Raw genomic sequence first — 19,452 nt, 5'->3', positions numbered from 1 at the left:
GACCCGCGAATCGCATGAGCATGCGATTCGCGGATCCGCGGAGAGGGCCGGGTGGGGATCGAACCCACGACCGATGGATTAACAATCCATCGCTCTCCCGCTGAGCTACCGACCCGGGAGGAGTGCTGCTCTGTAGGGGATTCGAACCCCTGCGGACCTCGGTGAAAGCGAGGTGGCCTGACCGCTGGCCGAACAGAGCGACGATGCGCGGGCGGAGGGACTCGAACCCTGCGTCTCGGGAGTGAGGTTCCCGAATCCTGGCCGGTTGGACGACGCCCGCGTCTGTTTCTCTCAATGAAGAGAGGAGGAGATTCTCCTGCGCGGGCCCATCACTCTCAAACCCCGCGCAGGACCCGCTCCAGCTCCCGTTCCTCGTTGAGGACGCGGAAGCGAGCAGGATTGCTCGAATTGGGATTGAGGCGCGACATGGCGATCGGGAGTATCCGCGAGGTCCGGCGCGGCGTCAAGTCCATTCGTGGTGGTACGTCGATAATTCGTATGAGGTCAGAAGCGCGCGGGGTGTGGACATTCCGGCTCGCGGTCCGGTGACCGCATGGAGGATGTCCCGCAGGACAGGCGAGCCGCGACGGCCTGGGCATCAGCGCTGAGGTTCGCGGGGGCGGGGAGTCCCGGCGGCGCCCGTCACTTCGCGGCGGGCGGGTCGAAGGCGTCGGCGATGCAGGCGTCGGCCGCGGCGAGCAGGCGCTCGCGGGTCCGTTCGGCCCATGGCCCGCTCGCGGGAACGTCGAGCTCGGCGCGGGTGATGCCGTCCTCGCGGCGCCAGCGGACCCGCGCCGCAGTGACCTCGTGGCGCCAGCCGTCCGCGTGCTCGTCGGCGAGCGGCAGGTGCTTGCGATCGATGTGCAGCACGAGGCCCTCCGGCCCCGCGCCGCGCAGCGTCACGGCGTAGTAGACGAAGTTGTCGCCGTGCAGCTCCGCGAAGCTCACCGCGGCGTCGGCCAGCCCGGGCTCGCCGGCCTCGGCCGCCGCCGACCACACGCGCCGGCCGCAGCGCTCCTGCCACGGGCTCGTCGCGTCGGCGGTGTCGAGCGGCCGCAGCAGCCGCGGCTCCGCGCTGGTGCAGGCGGCGACGACGAGGAGCAGGCAGGTTGCGCGAATGGACATGTTTTTTAAAGAATGTTTGAAGCGACAGGTCATATAGGACAGGTCATCAAGGACATGTCCTCACGCTCATGCGACGAACTCGCGGAACACGTGGGGCCCGTAGACGGTCTCGCGGATCCGCTCGAGCTCGGCGTACATGTCCCAGGCGTCCTGGGCCCGCTGCAGGCGGCTCGGGCGGGCCAGGTAGCGGACGAAGCGCTGGATCGGCTCGGGCACGTGCGCCGGCAGCTCGAGGCTCTGCGGGTCGCCGCCGAGCAGGAACGCCAGAGTGCGGCCGACCGACAGCAGGTCGGCCGCGGGCGTCGGCGGGCCGCGCTGGGCCACCTCGGGGGCGCTGTACTCGTCGTGGACGGCGCGGAAGCCCTGGCCGGTGCGGGCCGGCTCGACGATCGCGTAGCACCAGTCGAGGAGCACGACCCGGTGATCGCGCGGGCGGACGATGAGGTGCGCCGGCTCGATGTTGCCGTGCAGGATGCCGAGGCTGTGCGCGTGGCCGAGGGCGCTGAGGGTGCGGCGGGCGATCCAGACGATGTGCTCGGGCGGCACGCCGGCGGGCAGGCGGGCGCGCAGGGCGGCGCCGTCGAGGCCCTCGACGAGGCCGAGCAGGTTGCCGGCGCGGCCGTCGGCGGTGAAGAAGCGGCCGTGCAGGCGCGGCAGCAGGTCGCGCTGGCGGGCCTCGCCGGCGTGCAGCCGCTGCAGCACCTCGGCCTCGTTGAACAGCAGGTCGTTGTCGGCGGCCGCGAGCGCGACCTTGGCGACGCACGCCTCGCCGTCCTCGCCGGGGGCGCGCCAGATCGCGGCGAGGTCGCCGTCGCCGAGGTGGTCGGTGAACTCCCGCGCCACGCCCGCGACCTCGACTCGCAGACCAGCCGGCGGAGGGGCCGCCGCTCGGTAGGGCCCCGGGTCCGCAGAGGGATGCGCCGGCGCGGCCGCCGGGGGATGATCCTGCTGCAGCATCGCAGGGCCGGACTGCAGCGTTGCAGGCGGGCCGGGCGGCAAGTCCTGCAGCCGCTGCAGCGCCTCGGCGTGGTGCTGGTGGAGCGCGCGTTGCAACTGCTTGGCCAGGTCCTGCGCGTCGGGGTTGCCGCCGTAGCGCTCGGGCGAGGCGACGGTGAGCCAACGGCGCAGCTCGTCGCCGAGGGCCCGCGTCAGCGCGGGGCCCTGCAGCGAGCGGTCGCGCAGCGACATGAACACGACTTCGGGTCCGCCGCCGCGAGCCAGCAGGTCTCGCAGGCGTCGCAGCTCGTCGGTCCGCATCATACGCGAGCGTAACACGAGGCCGGCGAAGGGCGGGCCGGGGGCCCGCAGCCGCGCCTTCCGCGAGCGCGCGCGGCTGCCCGTCGCGTGCCGGGGGCATCGCGGATCGGCGGTTCGTCCGCGGCCCGGGCGGGCGGTTGACGACGCTCGCGCGGCTCGATATGCCGCGTGTGCCATCATGTCCAACGAGCTTCGCTACGACGGAAGAGTCGCCATCATCACCGGGGCCGGCAACGGGCTCGGTCGCGCCCACGCCCTCCTGTTCGCCTCGCGGGGCGCCAAGGTCGTCGTCAACGACCTCGGCGGCAGCACGCGCGGCGACGGCAGCAGCTCGACCGCCGCCGACAAGGTGGTGGAGGAGATCCGCGCCGCGGGCGGCGAGGCGGTCGCCAACTACGACAGCGTCGAGGACGGCGCCAAGATCGTGCAGACGGCGATCGACGCGTTCGGCCGCGTCGACATCGTCGTCAACAACGCCGGCATCCTCCGCGACGTGTCGTTCCACAAGATGACGGACGGCGACTGGGACATCATCCAGCGGGTCCACGTCAACGGCGCGTTCAAGGTGACGCACGCCGCGTGGCCGAAGATGCGCGACCAGGGCTACGGCCGCATCATCTTCACGGCCAGCGCCGCCGGCATCTACGGCAACTTCGGCCAGGCCAACTACAGCGCCGCCAAGCTGGCGCTGGTCGGCTTCAGCAACACGCTCGCGCTCGAGGGCCGCAAGTACAACGTCCGCGCCAACACGATCGCGCCGATCGCCGGCTCGCGCATGACCGAGACGATCCTGCCGAAGGAGCTCATCGACGCGCTGCGGCCGGAGTACGTCAGCCCGCTGGTCGCGTGGCTGTCGCACGAGTCGTGCGAGGACACCGGCGGCCTGTTCGAGGTCGGCGGCGGCTTCTTCAGCAAGCTCCGGTGGGAGCGCACGCAGGGCCACACGGTCCGCCTCGGCCGCGCGATCACCCCCGAGCTGGTCAAGTCGAAGTGGAGCACGATCGTCGACTTCGCCAAGGCCACCCACCCGGCCGACGTCGCCGCCGCGCTCAGCCCGGTGATGGACAACGTCAACGCCGGCGCGAGCAAGGGCGGCAACGAGTTCGTCGACGTCGACCAGGCGCTCGGCTACGAGATGCCGAAGGTCACCACCGAGTACGACGAGCGCGACCTGTCGATGTACGCGCTCGGCGTCGGCGCGGCCGCGGACCCGCTCGACGACACCGAGCTGCGCTACGTCTACGAGATGCACGGCAAGGGCTTCTGGCCGCTGCCGACCTTCGCCGTGATCCCGGCCCAGACCGGCATCATGCAGGCGTTCAAGGACGGCCACACCGCGCCCGGCTTCAACTTCGGCCTCGACCGCCTGCTCCACGGCGAGCAGTACACCGAGCTCAAGCGCCCGCTGCCGCCGCACGCCAAGCTGACCCATCGGACATGGGTGAAGGACATCTTCGACAAGGGCAAGAACGCGTTCATCGTGTTCGCCACCGAGAGCTCCGACGAGTCCGGCGAGGTCATCGCCTACAACGAGCTCGGCGCGGTCATCCGCGGCGCGGGCGGCTGGGGCGGCGACCGCGGCCCGTCGGGCGACAGCAACACCCCGCCCGACCGCAAGCCCGACGCCGTGGCCGAGGAGCAGATCCGGCCCAACCAGGCGCTGCTCTACCGCCTCTCGGGCGACTGGAACCCGCTCCACGTCGACCCCGCGTTCGCCGGCGCGTTCGGCTTCCCCAAGCCGATCCTCCACGGCCTGTGCACCCTCGGCGTGGCCGCCCGCCACGTGATCAAGCACTTCGCCGCCGGCGACCCGCGCAAGTTCAAGAGCATCAAGGTCCGCTTCAGCGAGAGCGTGTTCCCCGGCGAGACGCTGGTCACCGAGATGTGGAAGGAGGCGGACAACCGGGTGATCCTGCGCTGCAAGCTGAAGGAGCGCGACAAGGTGGTGCTGTCGCAGGCGGCGATCGAGTTCTATTCGGAGATCCCGCAGCCGAAGCCGAAGGCCAAGCCGGTGGCCGCCGCTGCCAGCGCGAGCGCCGAGGTCACGCCGACCAGCGCGGACGTGTTCACCGCGATCGAGCAGTTCCTGGGCAAGAACCCCGACCTGGCCAAGAAGGCAGGTGTGGTGTTCCAGTTCAAGCTGAAGGACCCCGAGAGCGTGTGGACGCTCGACCTCAAGAACGGCAAGCTGGCGGCCGGCGAGGCGGCGACGCCCGAGTGCACGCTCGAGCTGACCGACGCCGACTTCATGGACATGTGCTCCGGCAAGGCCGACCCGCAGAAGCTGTACATGGGCGGGAAGATGAAGATCGCCGGCAACCTGATGGCGTCGACCAAGCTCAACTTCCTGACCAAGCTCGACCCGGCCACGGTGATGGCGGCCGCGCGGGCGCGGGCAGGCGCGGGCGGCGGTGGTGCGGCCGCGGCGGCGCCGGAGGCCCCGTCGGCGCCGACCAGCGCCGACTACATGGCGGCGATCGGTGAGTTCGTGAAGGGCAACGCCGAGCTGCCGGGCAAGGTCGCCACGGTGTTCCAGTTCCGCCTCAAGAACCCCGACTCGAGCTACGTGTTCGACCTCAAGTCGAACCCGGGCAAGGTCTACGCCGGCGAGGTCGAGGGGGCGAATTGCACGCTCGAGCTCAGCGACAGCGACTTCATCCTGATGACCACCGGCAAGGCCGACCCGCAGAAGCTGTTCGGCGAGGGCAAGCTGAAGATCGGCGGCGACCTGATGGCGTCGATGAAGCTCGGCTTCCTCAAGAAGATCGACATGAGCAAGGTGAAGGCCGGCAGCGCGCCCAAGGCGGCGGCTCCGGCGGCCGCCGCCGCGGCTCCCAAGACCGCGCAGGCGCCGGCGGTGCTCGACCAGGCGGCTGCGAAGCTGGCGGGGCTCAAGTCGGCCCAGGAGGTCACGATCGAGCTGCGCGTGAAGAGCCCCGACGCGGTGTTCTTCGTGCAGGTCGGGCCGCAGGGCGGCAAGCTGGTCGACAAGGCCGCGGGCCCGGCGACCACCACGGTCACCGTGGCCGACGAGGACCTGGCCGCGCTCGCGCAGGGCAAGGCCAAGCTCGCCACCCTCTACCAGCGCGGCAAGCTGCGCGTCGACGGCGACGTCGCGGCAGCGCACCTGCTCGCGGCGCTCGAGCAGAGCAACTGACGGACGAACGGAACCAAGCGAGGAATCACAGCCATGAGCAACAAAGTCAACGTGATCGGCGTCGGCATGGTGAAGTTCGCCAAGCCCGGCGCGAGCGACGATTACCACGTGATGGCGGCCAACGCGGCCCGCACTGCGCTGCAGGACGCGGGCGTCGATTACAAGGACATCGAGCAGGCGTTCGCCGGCTACGTCGACGGCGACAGCACCTGCGGCCAGCGGGCGGTCTACGAGCTCGGCCTCACCGGCATCCCGGTCGTCAACGTCAACAACAACTGCTCGACCGGGTCGACCGCGCTGTGGCTCGGCCGCCAGGCGATCCTCGCCGGCGAGGCCGAGTGCGTGCTGGTCGTCGGCTTCGAGCAGATGGAGAAGGGCGCGCTCGGCAGCAAGTTCAACGACCGGCCGGGGCCGCTCGACAACTTCGCCGGCACGATGGACCGCGTGCAGGGCTTCAACCAGGCCCCGCCCGCGGCGCAGATGTTCGGCGGCGCCGGCCGCGAGTACCGCTGGAAGTACGGCACCCGCCGCGAGACGTTCGCCAAGGTGTCGGAGAAGGCGCGCAAGCACGCCAACCGCAACCCGTACGCGCTGTTCGGCGAGCTCCTCAGCGTCGAGGAGATCCTCGCCTCGCCCGAGGTGTTCGACCCGCTGACCCGCTACCAGTGCTGCCCGCCGACCTGCGGCGCGGCGGCGGCGGTGCTGTGCTCGGACGCGTTCGCCAAGAAGAAGGGGATCGCCAATTCGGTGTACATCGCCGCCCAGGCGATGCGCACCGACTTCCCCAGCACGTTCGAAGAGAACAGCATGATCAAGATGGTCGGCTACGACATGGCCAAGAAGACCGCCGAGGCGGTCTACGACAAGGCCGGCCTCGGGCCGCAGGACGTCCAGGTGGTCGAGCTGCACGACTGCTTCACCGCCAACGAGCTGCTCACGTACGAGGCGCTCGGCCTGTGCCCCGAGGGCGGCGCCGAGAAGTTCGTGTGGGACGGCGACAACACCTACGGCGGCAAGTTCGTCACCAACCCGTCCGGCGGCCTGCTGTCGAAGGGCCACCCGCTCGGCGCCACCGGCCTCGCGCAGTGCACCGAGCTGGTGTGGCAGCTGCGTGGCCAGGCCGACAAGCGCCAGGTCGAGGGCGCCAAGGTCGCCCTGCAGCACAACCTCGGCCTCGGCGGCGCCTGCGTGGTGACGATGTACCGCCGCGACTGAGCTGACCGCCAGGACAGGCTTTATAAGGCATGGCGCGCGGGACAGGTCCGAAGGGACCTGCCCTCTGCGCCATGTTTTTTTGGGCAGATCGGGGCGGGCGCCGGCGCGGCGACTCACGAGCGGGCGGCGGGCGGCGGGGGCCGCATTTGCTAAGGTCGCGGCGATGTCCGACCTCGACGCCCTCCTCGCGCTCACCCCCACGGGCCCCGGCCAATTCCGGGCCGAGGTGCCCGACGGCTGGCAGCAGGGCCGTGGGGCGTTCGGCGGCCTGGTCATCGCACTGCTGGTCCGCGCGGCGGCGGCGGTGGCGGCCGACCCGACGCGGCCGCTGCGGTCGCTCGGCGCCGAGCTGTGCGGGCCGACTCAACCTGGCCCGGCGGACATCTTCGTCGACGCCCTGCGCACCGGCACCGGGGTGACGACTCTGGCGGTCCGCCTGGTCCAGGCCGGCGAGGTCCAGGCCCACGCGGTGGCCGTGCACGCGCGCACGCGCGACGCCGGCCTGCAGTGGACCGAGCTGCGGCCGCCCGAGTTCACGGCGCCGAGCGGGCTGCCGTTCGGCGCGCCCGAGGAGGGGCCGGTGTTCGCCCAGCACTGCGAGTTCCGCCCGGTCCACGCGCCGCTGTTCACCGGCGGCGACGAGGCGCGGGCCGAGGGCTGGTTCCGCTTCAAGCGGCCGCCCAGCGTGCGCGACGCGGCCTACCTGGCGATGCTGTGCGACGGCTGGTGGCCGGCCGCGTTCTCGCGCCTGACCGCGCCGCGGCCGACCGCGACGCTGACGTTCACGTTCCAGCCGCTGGCCGACGTGGCGCAGCTCGACCCGACGCAGCCGGTGTACCACCGCGCCCGCGCGGTGGCGATGCGCGCGGGCTACTCGGTGGAGTTCCGCGAGCTGTGGTCGCCCGCCGGCGAGCTGCTGGCGCTCAACCAGCAGACGTTCGCGGTGATCCGCTGAAGCGGGTCGGCCGGCCTCGAGTGGAGGCGCTGTTCAAAACAAGAAGAGACCGGCGAACACGCCGAAGTGCGGCAGCGGCACGCCGTCGAGGATGCCGACGATGCGCGCCTCGCCGCCCACGACGCCCTTGACTCGCGTGGAGCGCTGCACGCCGAGCACGACGCCCAGCCGCACGTCCGCCTCGAGCGCGACCGGCGTGCTGCGCCACATCAGCACACCGCCGCCGAACTGATAGTAGAGGCGATCTTTCGGACCGCCGTAACCGAGCGCGGCGAGGTGGTGCCGGTGGTAGGCGATTCCATAGTTGCCACCCCAACTCAGGAAGGCCGTCCCGCGCTCGGCTCCGCCGACGGCCACGCCAAGCTCGTAACCCAGGGCCAACTTCCACAGCTGTCCCTTGCGGTCCCTGCGGGGGCGCAGCGAGGAGCCGAGGAAAAGCGAGACCTGGCCCGATGGCGTGCCCGAGACGACGCTCCACTCGAGGCTGTAGTGGTTGGCGAAGACGAGCCGACGGAAGGCTTCCGTCGTCGTGGGCGGAGATGGCGCCTGCAGCAGCAGGGCGAAGGCCATCGGGAGGAGCATGGCGTCGCTAGCCTAGCAGACGGCAGAGCTACGGTACCGTCTGCAACGACGCGGAGGCCGTGCCGAACAGCGACATCTGGTAGGTCAAGTTCAACGTGAGGGGGCCCGTCGTGCTCTGGAGGCTGCCGACGATCTGATCGATCTCGGCGTTGAGGACCCCGGCGTTGTCGGTGACCGTGACGCCGTCAATCAAGACCGGCCCGCCCCAGAACTGGGCCTGCATCACGTCGGTCGGGAACGTGATATTTTTGCGGATCTTGTCCCAGGTGCCCGAGAAGGGGGCGCGGATCTGGAACCCGATCTGCTGCAACTCGTACGTGCCGCCGCTGCCGGCCGCGTCCGTGTATCCGCCCTCGGCATGGCTGGTGAGACCGACAAGGGTGTCGATGGTGATCGTGCAGGTGGTCGAAGAACAACTCGAGAGCGAGTAGCTCAGGAAACCCCGAACGTCGGTCATGCCCGCCGAGTGGCCGTCGGGGGTGATGATGGTGCCGCTACCCTCGAATTGCGTGAACGGGCCCTCGCCGATGACGAGCACCTCGCCGTCGCACTCATAGCCGTCGATGGTGCCGATTTTCTTAGGCTTCTCAAAATTGTCGTTTGCATGGGGGGTGCCGAATTCATCGGTCCAATTTCCATCTAGGACACAATCGATCGGTTGGAAACTACATCCAACATTATCGCATTTATCATCCAGATCTGTATTCAAAGCTTCGCACGCATCCTGACATTTCGATCTCGCGTCGTCGACGTCAAGCGCGTTGTACACGCATTTTGTCCATTGCGGAGCTCCGCTGTACGTGATTTTGCTTGTCCAACAGGCGTCGTAGAGCGCATCGCTCGGATATTGGGCAAGGTCGCGATTGTAGTGAAGGTCAGTGCCGAGCGCGTCGTCGGGAGTGATATCGGCGCATTTGTACCGGGACAGGAGGCTGCAGTAGTAGTCCCCGGGGCCGTCATCGTCCTCACCGGTGGTGCTGCTCGATGCCTCGGTCGTGGTCGGCGCGCCGGTGGTCGGTTCGGTGCCGCTCGTGGCTGACGACTGACCGCCCTCGTCGCCGCCGCCGGGCGCCTGGCCCACGCAGCCCTCGTCGTGCGGCGGGCTGTACCACTCGGGGAAGTTCCCTTGCGGGTAACCCCCATCGCCGATGCAACTGGCGACCCTTTCAGAATGGAGAACCTCCATCATTCCCAAGTGATCGTTGTCGCCGAACCAGTTCCACGAACACAACTCGGTATCGTTCGGCATCGGGTCATTCCAGCACAAGGGGCCGGCGACCACGCAGAAGTCCCGCGTCTCATGCTCCTCCGAATTCGGATCTGCTGGATCGTGATTCGGGTTGGGGTACTGACAAGTGATGTGCTTCTGATATTTCCCTTCCGTGATGCAGCCGGGACCAAACAGAATGGAGGACGTGATGAACGCGAATGATGGGTAGAACTTCTCATGATGCTCTCCTCAAATCGTCGGTTGTCTGGATTGTCACTTAATAATCTGGCAGGTCGCTGAAAGGTCCCGACCGGCCGGGATCGTCATGCCTTTTTGGACAGAACATAGCCCTATTCCGCCACGGCACTTTTGGATGATCGTGCAGGCGGCCTCGCGGGTTCCGGAGCGATTTTTCAGCGTCCTGCTAGAAGGTAGATACCACAATCGTGGCACTGCGATGCCTCCGCTCGGGTGGTGGTGGGTGAGGAATCTCCCGTCTGGCCAAACGTTGGAGAGCGGGTCCCGAGAACAGCCTTCGATATGATTCAGGCTACGCATGCGACGGTCGTGGCTCTGCCTACCAGGGATCGGGGGGAACTTGATGTTGCTCAGTTGCCTGCCTGGATTTGAACAGGTGCAAGGAGAGCATATCCTTTACGAATATAGCGCGAATCTGCATGCGTGCGCTGGCAACGCAACGTACGCTGATCGGTGGGTGCCGTTCCTGGAGGATCAGCTTGGCGTCTCCGCGCCTGAATCACTAAGACTGTCGTGGCTGAGGCCGCAGGATCAACCGCTAGCTGACTTCGCAGAGAGCAGCGGACTCACCGTCGGACGGCACGGATGGAGTGGCTCACCCCTCTCGATTCATGAATTGACGCATCTTGTCACCGGGGGCATGCCTGTGAGATTCTTCACAGAAGGCGCCGCCGTCGCCATGGAGGTCCTCGGGGATGGCCGGGGGCCGAGGTACTTCAGCGAGGAGGCGTTTGCCTATGGGAGCGTTGATCCGCGGTCGACGATGACGGCGATCCGCAGCCAGGAGGTACAATTTGCGACCGCCGCCGTGTTCGTCACCTACCTCCTAGTGCAGCACGGGCCCGAGCGATTCGGCGAGTTTTACCGTCGCCTCGGAGGTCCTGCGACCATGTCCTGGATCGCTGCGCAGTTCCGCGATGCGTATGGACTTGAGCTCGAGGAAGAGATCGAAACGTTCTTGCAGGGCGTCCCAGAGTGCGGTGACGACAGTTTCCCGCTCCTCGTGGCCGAGTGCACCGGCCCGACGATCCCTTGGCAGAGCGAGGGATTTTGGCGGTTCGAGGGCTCGATGGATTGCGAAGATCCAGAGGTCGTCGGCGGGATCGAGCCAGGCTATGCGTGGCCCAGCTCTCGCGCCGTCACAGTCGAAGTCCCAGAGGGCGGGACGTACTTCCTCTACATCAACGAGACGAGCGATGCGTGGCTACGCGTCGGTCCGTGCTTTGGCTGCCCGTGGGAGGACGAGGGCATCTTTCTCGACGATGAGGTCCACGGCAAGGCTGTGCAGCTGGCGGCGGGCAAGCATTACGTTCGGATCGGCTCGCATTCTGATCTGTCGCCCGACGTCACCGTGCGGCTAGAGAAGTGGTGAGGACGCCGGAAGGAATCGGCTGCTCTACGGCCGTGTCACGGAGGGCGTGTTCACCCGAACAGGAACGCGAGCGCCTCGGGGGCGCGGCGGCGCCAGGCGCTCTCGTGGTGGACGGCGCCGGGGTCGAACACCCAGCGCATCCGGTCGGGGCCGTAGCCGCGGCTGCGCAGCAGCTTGACCATGCGCTCGGTGGCGGGGCGCACGCGCGGCTCGTTGCCGCCGGCGTCGAGGTAGAGGCGCGACACCAGGGGGTTTTTTCGCTCGGACACGAACTTCAGCATCTTCTCGCGCGCCACCCACAGGGACGGCGACATGCACAGGGCCGCGCCGAACACGTCGGGGCGGTGCCAGTGGGCGTAGAGGGCCGCCAGGCCGCCGAGCGAGGAGCCACCGACGGCCGTGCCTGCCAGGTCGTGTCGCACGTGGAAGGCGCGGCGGATCTGCGGCTGCAGCTCGTCGACCATCCAGCGCACGAGGTGCGGCGCCTGACCGCGCTGGCGCATCCGGAACGGCGACAGCTCGCGCATGCGGTAGATCCCGCCATGATCGATGCCGACGATCAGCGGGGCAGTCCCGCCTGCCGCGCATAGATCGCGCGCGGCGTGGTGCAGGTACCAGCCGCCGCTGTGCGAGGGCTCGTCATCAAAAATGTTCTGGCCGTCGAACATGTAGAGCACCGGCGGCGGCGCGCCGGTGTCGGGGGGGACGTAGACGCGGACCGGCCGGGGCCCCTTGAGCCAGGGGATCTGGAACACCCCGAAGATGTGGATGCGGTCGTGCACGCGGACGCGCGGAGGATAGCAGGCCGCGCGTCGCGTGGGCCCGGACGTGACTTCGCCGACGCGGCCGTCGCGGGCCCTTGACGCGCGCGCCATGCTTCCGGCAGGTTTCGCTCGCAAACATGACATGTCCCTTCGGGCATGCCCTGTAGAGCATGCCCGAAGGGGCATTCACGGCACGTCGTAGGTGACGACCAGCTCGATCCCCGCGCCCGCGGTCGAGAAATCGAGGCCGTTCTCGTTGGCGAAGTCGAGGAACGCCAGGCCGAAGTTGCTCGCCGGGGCGGCGCGCCAGTCCGCGACGAGCTCGGGCGGGAGGGTGACGATCCGCTCGCCGGTCGCCAGCGCGTTGACCACGGTCAGCGGCGCGTCTTCGAAATCGTCGGCGCCGAACTCGCCGCCGACCACCCCGCCCGGGGTCTGCCAGTCGGTCGCGGCCGCGCCGTTGCGGTCCTCCCAGGTCACGCCGGCCTCGGTCCACTCGGTCGTCAGGACGTGCAGGCCGTAGCGATCGGGGGTGCTGTTGGTGACGTTGGTGTCGAGGTGGGCGGCGCGGACGATCGCGCCGGCCGGGATGGCGGCGACGTCCCAGCGGGCCAGGCACACCTGCTCGAGAGTGCTGCTGTTGTCCTCGCCGGAGGCGCCGTCGATGCGGCACTGCGCGTGGGTGCCGAAGTTGGTGTTGCGGCTCGACTCGTCGATGGTCGCCTCGATCGAGGCGAAGCTGACGGTGCTGCGGTCGACGCCGACGGCCGGCGGCGCGAGGGCGGCGGCGAGCTCGAGCGCGAACGACACGTCGGGGTTGGAGTCGGAGCGCTGGTGGACCTCGACCGCGATCAGGTTGGCGCCGGCGACGAGGAGGTTGCTGATGCCCGAGAACTGGAAGAAGCGGTCCTCGTCGCTGCCCTCGACGGTGGTCTGCGCGACGGTGTCCGGGCCGAAAACGACGGGCAGGTTGCTGCGCACGACCCGGGTGCCGTTGAGGTACACGGCCGCGCCGTCGTCGCGGATCATCCGCACCACCAGAGAGGCATAGAGGGTCGGGTCGGTGACTGTGAACTCGTGGCGGAAGTACTGGGTGATACACTTGGCGTCCGGGTCGTCGCCGAACGGGATCACGGTGCGCTCGTCACCGTCGCCGTAGCCGAGTTCGGCGAGGCCCTCGGCCCAGCCGGCGTCGTCGCTGTCGTCGAAGCCGACCAGGTTGCGCCAGTCGTCGCCGCCGGCCGGCACGCGACATTCGTCGCCCGAGCCCTCGGCCGGCTGCACGAGGTACGTCCAGGCGGCGGCGGGCGACACGAGCAGCGCCTGCGGGAACGGCGGCGGGCCCTCGGCGGGGGGCTCGTCGGCCTCGAGGTCGGTCTGCGCAGTCTCGGCCATGACGTCGGCGGCCGCAGGCGCGCCGGCGTCGACTGCATCGGGCCCGTCGCAGGCGCCGGTGACGAAGGTCGCGACTGTGGACAATAGCGATACGAACGAATGACGTGACATCGGTCTGCTCCCAGCCAGCGTGAATAGGTGCCGGCACTCGCACGATGACGCAACGAATCGTCGGGTCAAGCGCGGGAGCGGGCGGGTCGTTTGCGGCGCCAGTGACGCGGACCACGAATCATTGCTCCTGGAGGCCGCGGGGTCGGGCGGTGCGGCGACGGAGCGGCGTTCGTCGGGCCGCGGCGGCGGCAGAACGGGTGATTCCAGGCCTCGCGGGCAGGTTCCGGGGCAGGTCCGCCGATCGTGCGGTGCGGATCACAGATCAGGAGCGATTCGCCGCTGCCGAGGCGGCGGGACCGATGAATGAGGCCAGCGCGAGACCTCGGCCGACGATGATGCGGTCGTCTGCGGACGCGCGCCGGTATGATGTTATGTCCCGTGAACCAGGAATGGCGGCATCGAGAATCGGCGCTCGAACCGCGTCACGGCGCGGGCGCGGCGGCGACGATCGCGGCCAGGAGGCGCTCGCTGCGGGCGGCGTCGTCGGCCATGTCGTGGGCGCGGAAGAACTCGGCGAGCTGGCGCTCGCGGACGGCGGGGTCGAAGGCGATCGCGTACTGCAGCTTGCGCCGGCACACCGGACAGAGGTGCAGCGGCGCGCGGTCGCTCTCGTCGAGGTGGTTACAGCCGTTCATGATGCAGTGAAAGTGCACGCAGTGGTAAAGGCCGTACATGTGCCCGACCTCGTGGACCAGCAGGCCGAGGCAGCGGCGCAAGATCTTCGCCCTCACGCCGGGGCCGCGCGTCTGGCCGTAGAAGGCGGGGTCGAAGCGGGCGAAGCTGTAGACGCCGACGCGCTCGTCGAAGCTGGCGTAGCCGAACACGAAGTTCCACCCGGGGGCGGGGTAGAGGTCGGCGGTGGTGACCGCGACCAGGGCGTAGGCGTCGGCGGGCACGCGGCGCTTCATGCCGGAGAGGATGGTGCGGGTGTCGTATTGATAATAGTCGCCGCGGTCGCGCCCACGCGCCTCGAGGGCGGCCATGGTGGTGGGATCGAGGCGCTCGACGGGTATTTGAAGGTACCGGGCGGCGAAGTCGCCGACGACGGCCAGCGCCGGCCATTCGCTGCCCGTGAGCGCGCCGATCGGCAAGAAGCTCAGCTTGCGCCGTGACTCGGTCGGCCGATTGTGGCGCTGGCCGACGAACTGGGCGAAGGTCTGGCCGGGCTCGCCGTGCTCGGCCAGCCAGTCCTGCGGCCCCGGCCGCGGGATGGGGCGATCGTCGTCGCCGGGCGTGAAGGCGGCGCGGAGGTCGGGCGGGAGCTGGTCGAGGGCGCCGAGGGCCGCCCATCGAGCGGTCCGGTCGGGCGGGCTGAACTTGCGGGCCTGCGCCAGCGAGGGCGCGAGGGCGACGGGTGCGGCGAGCAGGGCCCGCAAGAGCGAGCGACGCGGGATTGGCATGCCTGCCTGCTACGCGCGAGGCCGGCGGCGGTGTTCCACGCGGCGGTCAGGTCGTCGCGGGGCGGAGGCGCGCGGGGGGGTCCTGAGTCAACCTGGTCGTTGAGACAGGCGGTGGCGTGGCGACGTGGATGTCTTGAAGGACAGGTTGAAGTCGCTGTGGCGGCGGGCCGAGGACTGACTTCGCGGGTTGCCGCTGGGCCTGCTGCCTTCGCGCGGTAGCCAAGACGCGAATTGTCTACACCTGGGCGCGATGGCATCAGCGCGCGCAGCGGAAGCCGACCGTCCCGTAGCCCCACTGCGGCGACAGGCCGTAGCGGTACGAGGTCCGCAGGTTGCCCAGGCCATCATAATAACTGCCGCCGCGCACGACCCGGACCTCGCCGCGCTGCGGCCCGGCCGGGTTGCGGCGGGAGTCGTGACGGTACGCCCTCTTGTCATACCAGTCTGCGACCCACTCCGAGGCGTTGCCGGCGAGGTCGTGGACCCCGTCGGGGCTGGCACCGGCGGGGTGTTGACCGATCGGCGCAGTGGTCGCGCCGCACTCGTGGGTGTGGGCGCGCGCGCAGGTCGGCGGTGAGTCGCCCCACGGGTACTGGGCGCGCGCTTCGGGGCCCCGGGCCGCGCGCTCCCACTCGGCCTCGGTCGGCAGGCGCTTGCCCTTCCACGCGCAATAATCGCCGGCTTGCTGCCAGGTCGCGCACACGACCGGATGATCCTCGCCGAGGAACGCCGGCGCGAGCGCGGCCCCGCGGACGAACGCGTCGCCGGTCCAGACCTCGCAGCGCGCGGTGGCGATCGTCGAGCACCCGCCGCCGGCCACGCAAGCCGCGTAGTCCTTCCACGTGACCTCGTGGCGATCGATCATGAAGCTGTCGAGGTGGACCTGCCGCGCCGGCTGCTCGTCGGCCTCGCAGTCGGGGTCGCGGCGGCTGCGGCAGCCGAGAGTGAAGCGCCCGCGATCGATCTTCTGCATGCGCTCGTCGATGAATTGGCCGCCGTCGGCCAGCAGGGTCGCCTCGTCGACCGGCGAGTGACCGCCCGTCGGCGACGGCCCGCGCTCGCTGACCCCGCGGGCGAGGGTCAGGTCGGAGCCGCGCGCCTGCGGCCGCGGCCGCTCGGGATCTTTGTGGGCACCTGCCCGAAGGAGCAGGTCGATGTGCCGCAGGGCCTCGACCGCGCTCACCCGGGTGTTGCGATCGGCGTCGGCCCACCCGCGCAGCGCCCCCAGCAGCAGATAGGACAGGGCGGGGGTGTCGGTCCCCGGCAGGCGCTCGCGGCAGTGCGCCCCGAGCCCCGGGGTGAACATCACCGCGTCGGCCGGCTCGCGGCCGCGCTGGACGGTGTCCTCCATCACGCGCATCAGCGTCTCCTCGACCATGGCGATGAGGCCGGCGGACACCTCGGAGACCGTCATGCGCTGCGGGGCCGCGTAGTCCGGCGGAGACGGCAGGCCGGGCGCCGCGAGGCCGGAGCTGCCGCGGTGAGCTGTCCCTTCGGGCAGGCATCCGTCGAGCACCGCGACGAGCTCGCGGTGCATGCCGTGGCCGGCGAAGCGCAGCACCGGGCCCAGGGGGATCCCGCCGCGCCAGTCGCTCGCGCTCGCCGAGGGGCCGAGCAGCACCGGGGAGCCGCCGATCGGCGTGCCCGCGTGGCCGATGACGATCAGCCAGAGGGTGGCGTCGCGCTTGACTCGCCAGTGCATTTTTGAAAGCGCAGCGCCGACCGCTTCCGGTCCGCCAGGAGCGCGCAGCCAGCGGATCCGCCGGTGCGGCAGGCCGCGGACGTCGTGCAGGTAGCGGTACCAGGCGCCCGCGACGGCGTGCGCGCCTGGCCGATCGGGCAGGTGAGTGTAATCCTCGACGCTGACGATCAAGGCCGCGTCGCGCCGGCCGTCGTGGCGCGCCGGCAGCGGCGCGGCCACGTCCGGCCACACGTCTACCCCGCTCTGGCCGACCGGCTTCACGCTCCGCGGCAGCTCCGGTCCGCACGCGAGCAAGACCGCGGCAGTGCCCAGGCCGGCGAGGCTCATCCTCATCGCTCGTCTCACAGGGCGCTCCGCTCCAGCTCGGGCCCGTGCGCGAGCGGGACCCCGGCGATGCATGAGCTGCCCAGGCCCGCCCTGATCGCCTGGCTCGCCGCCTCCGCGGTCGGTGCGGAGCGCGGGCGATGGCATGGTCCAAGAGACATGTCTGTCGTGAGCGGAGGTCCGCTCGTCGCGGCGATCCTCGTCACGCTCGCGGTCATGCGACCGATTTTGCTCGCGAGTGGCGGTCGCTGTCACCTTGCGCCGATCAGATCCGGAGAGCCGCACCTTCTGACGCGATGCGAGGAGGTTCGGTCGGAGTGTCGCGCGTGCGCGCGCGAGCCGGAGGGGAGGCGATGTGTGAGACAGAAATAATATGGCCTGAAGGACAGGTAAGCCGCAGGCGGCGCCCGGGCCCTGAAGAGGCGCGGCGAGGAGATCGCCGGCCGTGCGCAGTCGCGGCCACGGCTCGCGGCGCCTGCGCCCGGGCGGGCGTGGCAGGCGGGCGGCTGCTCGTGCTAGAGTGCTCTACTCGCATGCAGGCCGCGCCTCCGAACCCCGCCGATCTGCGCCTCGGCGAAGCGCTCGGGAGCGGCGCGGTGGCCACGGTGGTGCGCGTCCAGGCGAGCGACGGGCGGCAGTTCGCGGGCAAGATCTTGCACGCGTCGCACCGGCAGGACGCGGCGGCGCAGTCGCGCTTCGCCCAGGAGGCCGAGCTGCTGCGGGGGGTCTGCGACGCGCACATCGTCGAGGTGTTCGGCGTGGTCGAGATCGACGGCGAGCGGGTGCTGCTGCTCGAGCTGGTCGAGGGGCCGACGCTGGCCGAGCTGATCGCCCGCGAGGCGCCGCTCGGCGAGGCGCGGCTGGCCGCGCTCGGGGCCGGCATCGCCCGCGGGCTGGCGCGCGCGCACGCGGCCGGGGTGGTCCACCGCGATCTCAAGCCCGCGAACATCCTGGTCGCCGGCGGGCACACGCCGAAGATCGGCGACTTCGGCATGGCCCGCGCGACGTCGCTGGCCGGGGTCGATCGCAGCGCGCTCACCGTGCTCGGCACGCCCGACTACATGGCGCCCGAGTGCCTCGACCCTCTCGCGGTCGACGTCCGCAGCGACCTCTACGCGCTCGGCTGCATCCTGTACGAGATGGCCACCGGCGGGCCACCGTTCGCCGGGGCGACCGCGTTCGGGGTGATCGAGGCCCACCGGCGCGCGCCGGTACCTGTCCTTCCGGACAGCTTCTCTCCGCCGCTGCGCGCGCTGGTGCAGAGCCTGCTGGCCAAGGCGCCCGGCGATCGGCCGCAGGGGGCCGCGCAGGTGGCGGCGCTGCTCGAGCAGCTGGCGGCCGGGAGCACCTCGGCGCTGGCGGTGTTCACGGGCGAGCGCGGCGGCGGTGACCCGCCGTGCGCCGGCTGCGGGCAGCCGCGGCCGGCGGCGCTGGCGGTGTGCCTGCACTGCGGGCTGCGGGCGGCGCGGGCCGAGTCGGGGCCGTACACGGTGTTGGTGGCGGGGCCGGGCGAGCCGGGCGACCAGCTCGACGTGGCCCTGCGGGAGGCGCTGCGGCGGTGGGTGGCCGGCAATCCTGGTCTTCGGGTCACGCCGGGGCTGCTCGACAAGCGGATCCCGCGGGTGCCGTTCACGCTGCTGCGCGGGGTGTCCGAGGCGACTGCGCGGGGCGTGGGCGAGGCGCTGCGGCAGATCGGGGTCGAGGTCGAGGTGGTGCGCGGCGGGCCGCTGAAGTCGCCGGCGATGCGCAAGAAGGCGCGCGCGCTGGTCGGTCGCAGCCTCGCGGTGGCGGTGGCGTCGTCGGTCGGGGTGATGAGCAGCAAGGCGATCCTCGTGCTCGCGCCGCTGCTGCTGGTCGGGGTGACCGTGGGCGCGACGTGGTCGTCGCTGCGCCAGGTGACGGGCAAGGGCGAGCGCCCGGCCGCCCTGCCGCCGCCGCTGCAGCGCGCGCTGACCGAGGTCGAGCGGGTCGGGCCGACCATCGACGAGGCGCGTCACCGTCACAGCCTGCGCGCGGTGGTCGGGCGAGCGCTGGCGCTGGCGCCCGCGCTCGGGCCGGCCACCGGCGACCCGGAGGCGCCCGTCGAGGAGCTGGCGCAGGCGGTCACTGCCGCGACGGCGGCGGCGGCCCGCCTCGATGCCCTCGACCGCGAGCTGGCGGCCCGCGGGATTCAGGGCGGCGACGAGGCCGTGCGCGCGACCCTCCACGAGCGCGACACGTGGGCCGCGCGGCTCCTGTCCCTGACGGCCGCGCTCGACGGCCTGGCCGCCCGGGTGGCGCGCTCGCGGGCCGGCGGCGGGGCAGGCGACGGCGAGGCGCTGGCCGACCTGCGGGCCCGCGTCGAGGCGCTCGAAGAGGTCCAGCGCGGAGGGCGAGGGGCGTGATGGCCTGGCTTCAGGGACATGGGAGAAGGGACATGTCTCTTCGGGCATGCTTCGGGCCTGGCGCGGGGATGACCGGCGCGCGGATGAGGATGAGCGGCGAGCAGGTGGTGATCGTTGCGCCGGCGAGCGGTGGGCGGGCGACGAGCGTCGCGCGAGCGAGCGGGCAGCGTGCGACGAGCGTCGCGCGTGAGGCGGCGGGCGACGGGCATGTCCTCTCGGGCATGCTCTTCCGAGCATGTCG

General features: G+C 70.5%; 13 protein-coding genes and 3 tRNA genes. 5 read left to right on the top strand and 11 right to left on the bottom strand.

Annotation, left to right across the window (positions count from 1 at the left end; genetic code table 11):
- Positions 1–43 precede the first annotated feature (43 nt).
- From OV090_RS36970 to OV090_RS36950, 5 genes are all read right to left on the bottom strand, one after another.
- A tRNA-Asn gene (locus tag OV090_RS36970) sits at positions 44–115 on the bottom strand.
- Between the two features lie 11 nt (positions 116–126).
- Positions 127–199: transfer RNA gene (locus OV090_RS36965), tRNA-Glu, on the bottom strand.
- A 7-nt stretch (positions 200–206) separates the two neighbouring features.
- Positions 207–280, bottom strand: a tRNA-Glu gene (locus OV090_RS36960).
- Between the two features lie 362 nt (positions 281–642).
- Positions 643–1,125 (bottom strand): hypothetical protein, encoded by a 483-nt coding sequence (locus OV090_RS36955; protein ID WP_267709427.1) that lies wholly within the window; start codon positions 1,123–1,125, stop codon positions 643–645.
- A gap of 66 nt (positions 1,126–1,191) precedes the next feature.
- Positions 1,192–2,385, bottom strand: coding sequence for a hypothetical protein (locus OV090_RS36950; protein WP_267709426.1), 1,194 nt, complete (start codon positions 2,383–2,385; stop codon positions 1,192–1,194).
- 175 nt (positions 2,386–2,560) lie between these two features.
- Here OV090_RS36950 and OV090_RS36945 point away from each other — a divergent pair, with 175 nt between their 5' ends.
- The 3 genes from OV090_RS36945 (at position 2,561) to OV090_RS36935 (ending at position 7,709) form a co-directional block, all read left to right on the top strand.
- The gene (locus tag OV090_RS36945; RefSeq protein WP_267709425.1) at positions 2,561–5,539 is read left to right on the top strand and encodes a peroxisomal multifunctional enzyme type 2; all 2,979 of its coding nucleotides are present in this window, start codon (positions 2,561–2,563) and stop codon (positions 5,537–5,539) included.
- Between the two features lie 33 nt (positions 5,540–5,572).
- Positions 5,573–6,754, top strand: coding sequence for a lipid-transfer protein (locus OV090_RS36940; protein WP_267709424.1), 1,182 nt, complete (start codon positions 5,573–5,575; stop codon positions 6,752–6,754).
- A 163-nt stretch (positions 6,755–6,917) separates the two neighbouring features.
- Entirely contained in the window at positions 6,918–7,709 is a 792-nt protein-coding gene (locus OV090_RS36935) for a thioesterase family protein (RefSeq protein ID WP_267709423.1), read from the top strand.
- Between the two features lie 33 nt (positions 7,710–7,742).
- Here OV090_RS36935 and OV090_RS36930 read toward each other — a convergent pair whose 3' ends face one another.
- Together OV090_RS36930 and OV090_RS36925 are read right to left on the bottom strand one after the other, a co-directional pair.
- The gene (locus OV090_RS36930) at positions 7,743–8,291 is read right to left on the bottom strand and encodes a hypothetical protein (RefSeq protein WP_267709422.1); all 549 of its coding nucleotides are present in this window, start codon (positions 8,289–8,291) and stop codon (positions 7,743–7,745) included.
- Between the two features lie 28 nt (positions 8,292–8,319).
- The gene (locus OV090_RS36925) at positions 8,320–9,540 is read right to left on the bottom strand and encodes a hypothetical protein (protein ID WP_267709421.1); all 1,221 of its coding nucleotides are present in this window, start codon (positions 9,538–9,540) and stop codon (positions 8,320–8,322) included.
- 676 nt (positions 9,541–10,216) lie between these two features.
- Here OV090_RS36925 and OV090_RS36920 point away from each other — a divergent pair.
- On the top strand, positions 10,217–11,131 hold the full coding sequence (locus OV090_RS36920; RefSeq protein ID WP_267709420.1) for a hypothetical protein: 915 nt from the start codon (positions 10,217–10,219) through the stop codon (positions 11,129–11,131).
- 50 nt (positions 11,132–11,181) lie between these two features.
- Here the strand turns inward: OV090_RS36920 and OV090_RS36915 are convergent, their stop codons facing one another.
- From OV090_RS36915 to OV090_RS36900, 4 genes are all read right to left on the bottom strand, one after another.
- Positions 11,182–11,913 (bottom strand): alpha/beta hydrolase-fold protein, encoded by a 732-nt coding sequence (locus tag OV090_RS36915; protein WP_267709419.1) that lies wholly within the window; start codon positions 11,911–11,913, stop codon positions 11,182–11,184.
- Positions 11,914–12,081: 168 nt separating this feature from the next.
- Complete coding sequence (locus tag OV090_RS36910; protein ID WP_267709418.1) at positions 12,082–13,374, bottom strand: DNRLRE domain-containing protein; 1,293 nt, start codon at positions 13,372–13,374, stop codon at positions 12,082–12,084.
- A gap of 449 nt (positions 13,375–13,823) precedes the next feature.
- A complete protein-coding gene (locus OV090_RS36905) occupies positions 13,824–14,801 on the bottom strand; it encodes an archaemetzincin (RefSeq protein ID WP_267709417.1) in 978 nt (325 codons plus the stop codon).
- Positions 14,802–15,057: 256 nt separating this feature from the next.
- On the bottom strand, positions 15,058–16,836 hold the full coding sequence (locus OV090_RS36900; protein WP_267709416.1) for an SUMF1/EgtB/PvdO family nonheme iron enzyme: 1,779 nt from the start codon (positions 16,834–16,836) through the stop codon (positions 15,058–15,060).
- Between the two features lie 524 nt (positions 16,837–17,360).
- Here OV090_RS36900 and OV090_RS36895 point away from each other — a divergent pair.
- Positions 17,361–19,211, top strand: coding sequence for a serine/threonine-protein kinase (locus tag OV090_RS36895; protein WP_267709415.1), 1,851 nt, complete (start codon positions 17,361–17,363; stop codon positions 19,209–19,211).
- The last annotated feature ends 241 nt before the right edge of the window (positions 19,212–19,452 follow it).

Source organism: Nannocystis sp. RBIL2 (assembly GCF_026626745.1).
Lineage (GTDB): Bacteria > Myxococcota_A > Polyangia > Nannocystales > Nannocystaceae > Nannocystis.
The sequence above is the reverse complement of the archived record's forward strand: the minus strand, read 5'-3'. Positions and strand labels throughout refer to the sequence as shown.

What these genes read in the sequence shown, in the direction of transcription:
- OV090_RS36900 (WP_267709416.1), bottom strand. Translation starts at nt 16,836, where the DNA reads ATGAGGATGAGCCTCGCCGGCCTGGGCACTGCCGCGGTCTTGCTCGCG.
- OV090_RS36905 (WP_267709417.1), bottom strand. Translation starts at nt 14,801, where the DNA reads ATGCCAATCCCGCGTCGCTCGCTCTTGCGGGCCCTGCTCGCCGCACCC.
- OV090_RS36895 (WP_267709415.1), top strand. Translation starts at nt 17,361, where the DNA reads ATGCAGGCCGCGCCTCCGAACCCCGCCGATCTGCGCCTCGGCGAAGCG.
- OV090_RS36925 (WP_267709421.1), bottom strand. Translation starts at nt 9,540, where the DNA reads ATGCCGAACGATACCGAGTTGTGTTCGTGGAACTGGTTCGGCGACAAC.
- OV090_RS36955 (WP_267709427.1), bottom strand. Translation starts at nt 1,125, where the DNA reads ATGTCCATTCGCGCAACCTGCCTGCTCCTCGTCGTCGCCGCCTGCACC.
- OV090_RS36940 (WP_267709424.1), top strand. Translation starts at nt 5,573, where the DNA reads ATGAGCAACAAAGTCAACGTGATCGGCGTCGGCATGGTGAAGTTCGCC.
- OV090_RS36950 (WP_267709426.1), bottom strand. Translation starts at nt 2,385, where the DNA reads ATGATGCGGACCGACGAGCTGCGACGCCTGCGAGACCTGCTGGCTCGC.
- OV090_RS36930 (WP_267709422.1), bottom strand. Translation starts at nt 8,291, where the DNA reads ATGCTCCTCCCGATGGCCTTCGCCCTGCTGCTGCAGGCGCCATCTCCG.
- OV090_RS36945 (WP_267709425.1), top strand. Translation starts at nt 2,561, where the DNA reads ATGTCCAACGAGCTTCGCTACGACGGAAGAGTCGCCATCATCACCGGG.
- OV090_RS36935 (WP_267709423.1), top strand. Translation starts at nt 6,918, where the DNA reads ATGTCCGACCTCGACGCCCTCCTCGCGCTCACCCCCACGGGCCCCGGC.